The 3,409-nt window shown below is 62.8% G+C and carries 4 protein-coding genes; 2 read left to right on the forward strand and 2 right to left on the reverse strand.

From position 1 onward, the window contains the following. Positions 1-276: LysR substrate-binding domain-containing protein (locus ACS3WB_RS16325; protein ID WP_438276526.1), on the forward strand; the 276-nt coding region annotated here is incomplete at its 5' end. Positions 277-580: 304 nt separating this feature from the next. Continuing rightward, positions 581-1,432 carry a DUF1499 domain-containing protein gene (locus ACS3WB_RS16330; RefSeq protein ID WP_438276527.1) on the forward strand — a complete coding sequence of 284 codons (852 nt, stop codon included), beginning with the start codon at positions 581-583 and terminating at the stop codon, positions 1,430-1,432. A 50-nt stretch (positions 1,433-1,482) separates the two neighbouring features. Here ACS3WB_RS16330 and ACS3WB_RS16335 read toward each other — a convergent pair whose 3' ends face one another. Together ACS3WB_RS16335 and ACS3WB_RS16340 are read right to left on the reverse strand one after the other, a co-directional pair. After that, complete coding sequence (locus tag ACS3WB_RS16335) at positions 1,483-2,412, reverse strand: MBL fold metallo-hydrolase (protein WP_438276528.1); 930 nt, start codon at positions 2,410-2,412, stop codon at positions 1,483-1,485. Between the two features lie 125 nt (positions 2,413-2,537). Beyond that, on the reverse strand, positions 2,538-3,409 hold an 872-nt coding region (locus tag ACS3WB_RS16340), incomplete at its 5' end, for an acyl-CoA dehydrogenase family protein (protein ID WP_438276529.1).

Raw genomic sequence — 3,409 nt, forward strand, 5'->3', positions numbered from 1 at the left:
ATCACCGAGGACATGGTGGCGCTGCGCTTCGCGGCTTTACGCGGCATCGGCGTCGGACAGTTTCCGACCATGGTCGTGAAGGCCGATCTCGACTCGGGCGCGCTGGTGGACGTGCTGCCGCAGTGGAGACCCGGCGCCGGCATCGTCCACGCCGTATTCTCGTCGCGGCGAGGGTTGCTGCCGTCGGTACGGGCATTGCTGGACTTCCTGGCGGCCGAGTTCGCCGAACTCTCCCGCGCAGACGCCGACGTTTCGCCGCAAGGCAAAATGCGCTAGTGGTCCGATTCTGACATTTGCATCCGGTTGCAGAGAGCGTCTTTGCAAATGCTAGAATCGAAGGACCATCAGCAATTACAGGCTACTCGTGGAGTTTGTATTTGACATTCGTATCGCTAACTCGCGGTCAAGCGGGTCGCAAATGTCAAATTCACTTCCCTAGAGCATGATCCCGAAAAGCGGAAACCGGTTCTCGGAAAAGATCATGCTCAAACATAGAGATAAACGATGGGTCTGATTCAACGTCGTTGAATCAGACCCGAGGTGATCCCGCGACAACCGCCTGTCGCAACGAGATTCTCCAATGGCTCGCAGGTTTTCCGCGCCGTATCAATCCGAACCGTTCTCCGCGCTGGCTACGTGGTCGAGACGGCTTGCGCTGTTCTCGGCGGTCGCGACGGTAGTGTCCGTCATGATCGTGCGATTCGGCTTCCTCGAGATCAAGCCGGCGCTAGCGACCCTCTTCGGCGCGCTTGCCTGCGCCGTCCTGTCGATCCTGGTGGCATTCGCGGGTCTGGTGGCGCTCTGGCGGGACGGCTCGCGCGGCATAGGCCGCATTCTGACCGCACTGCTTCTGGATGCGCTGATACTGGCCTATCCCGCATACCTGGCCGTGCGGTATCGCAGCCTGCCGGCGATCCACGACATCACCACCGATCCGATCAATCCGCCGCAGTTCGTGGAACTGGCACGGCTGCGCGGCACCGATGGCGCCAATACCGCCGTCTACGCCGGACTCTATTCCGCCGAACTGCAGCGCGCAGCCTATCCGGAGATCGAGCCGGTCGACCTGGAGGTGACGGCCCAGCGTGCTTTCGAGATCGTTCAGAAACTCGTTGCCCGGCGCAAATGGCTGGTGATCGATGCGCGCGCGCCGCAGCCACGGCAGCCCGGTCATATCGAGGCCGTGGCGAAAACGCCTGTCATGGGATTCCGCGAGGACGTCGCGATCCGTATCACGCCCGACAGCGACGGGGCGCGGGTCGATATCCGCTCGTCGTCGCGGTATTTCGAACACGATCTCGGCAGCAATGCCGCGCGCGTCAGCAAATTGATCGACGACATCAATGCCGCCGCTGAAAACACCGTCGAGAAACCGGCGAAGCAACCGCGCGCGCCGGTCAAGCCTCCCGCCAAGGGCGAAGGCAAGCGCTAGCGCGTTTTCGAGCGAAGTGGCCACCGGTTCAGAAGCGGAAAGGTTCCAGCTCACGCCAGCCGGTAGCGGCCGCTGATGACGGGATCGCCATCCGTAAGCACGACGCCACGCGCCACCAGATCTTCCAGATGTGCCAGCACCGAGTAGCCGGCGGCGCCGGACAGCCGCGGATCAAGGCCGATATAGATGGCACGGACCAGGGTCGGAATGTCGGCCTCGCCTTTGGCGAGCCGATGCAGGATCGACGCCTCGCGCGCCCTGCGGTGCCGCACGAGATGACGCGCAAAACGCGGGCCGTCCCGGATTTCAGGGCCATGGCCGGAGAGATACAGTTGCTCGTCCCGGCGCGACAGCTTCTCGAGCGAAGCCATGTAGTCGACCATCGATCCGTCCGGCGGCGCGACGATCGAAGTGGACCAGCCCATGACGTGATCGCCAACAAAAAGAAGCTTTGGCTCTCTCCACGCAAAGGCCATGTGGTTCGCCGTGTGTCCCGGCGTCGCCACGGCTTCCAGCGCCCAGCCGTCGCCGACCACCACCTCGCCATCACGAAGGCGGACGTCCGGATTGAAATCGCGGTCAGCGCCGGATTCCGGATTGTGCTTTTCGCTTTCAAAACGCGGACGCGAGGCGCGATGCGGCCCCTCCGCATACACCGTCGCGCCGGTGGCAGCCTTGATGCGCGCGGTGTTCGGCGAATGATCTCTATGGGTGTGGGTGACGAAGACGTGCGTCACGGTCTCGCCCCTTACCGCATCGAGCAGCGCCTTCGCATAGGTCTCGCTGTCCGGCCCCGGATCGATGATCGCGACCTTGCCGCGGCCGACGATGTAGCTCACGGTTCCCGTAAAGGTGAACGGGCCCGGATTGTCGCACAGCACGCGGCGGACGCCGGGCACGATCTCCTCGGCAACGCCCGGCTTCAGCGGAAAGTCGCGGTTGAACGGGATGTCGCCTTCGGTGTCAGAGGGCTTGGACATCGGAGTGAATGCCTAAGTTTATGCTGTCATGGCCGGCTTCATCCCCGGTCATCCACGTTTCTTTTTTGCTGCTGCAAGACGTGGATGCCCGGCACAAGGCCGGGCATGACGAACATTAAAGAACCCTATGAAAACGCGGAAATGCCGGTGATGGCGCGGCCGAGGATCAGCGCGTGGACGTCATGAGCGCCTTCATAGGTGTTGACCGTTTCGAGATTGGCGGCGTGGCGCATCACGTGATATTCGATCTGGATGCCGTTGCCGCCGTGCATGTCGCGCGCCGCCCGTGCGATATCGAGCGCCTTGCCGCAATTGTTGCGTTTAACGATGGAGACCATCTCCGGCGCCATCCTTCCCTCGTCCATCAAGCGCCCGACGCGCAGGCTGCCCTGAAGCCCGAGCGCGATATCGGTCTGCATATCCGCGAGTTTCTTCTGCACCAGTTGCGTTGCCGCCAGCGGGCGGCCGAACTGCTTTCGCTCCAGCACGTACTGCCGCGCGCGCTGCATGCAGTCTTCCGCCGCGCCCATGACACCCCATGAAATGCCGTAGCGCGCCCGGTTCAGGCAGCCGAACGGACCTTTCAGTCCGGACACGTTCGGCAGCAGGTTCTCTTCCGGAACCACCACGCCATCCATCACGATCTCGCCGGTGACCGACGCGCGCAGGCTGAGCTTGCCGCCAATCTTGGGGGCGGACAGGCCCTTCATGCCCTTCTCCAGCACGAAGCCGCGGACCTGATTGTCGTGCGCCGCCGAGCGCGCCCACACGATGAACAGGTCCGCGATCGGCGCATTGGAAATCCAGATCTTCGAGCCGGTCAGCCGATAACCATCCGATACCTTTTCTGCGACGGTTTTCATGCCACCCGGATCGGACCCGGCATCCGGCTCGGTGAGGCCGAAACAACCGATCCATTCGCCGCTCGCGAGCCTGGGCAGGTATTTCTTGCGCTGGCTTTCGTCGCCGTAGGCGTAGATCGGATACATCACCAGTG

The organism is Nitrobacter sp., from assembly GCF_051535215.1.
Classification (GTDB): domain Bacteria; phylum Pseudomonadota; class Alphaproteobacteria; order Rhizobiales; family Xanthobacteraceae; genus Nitrobacter.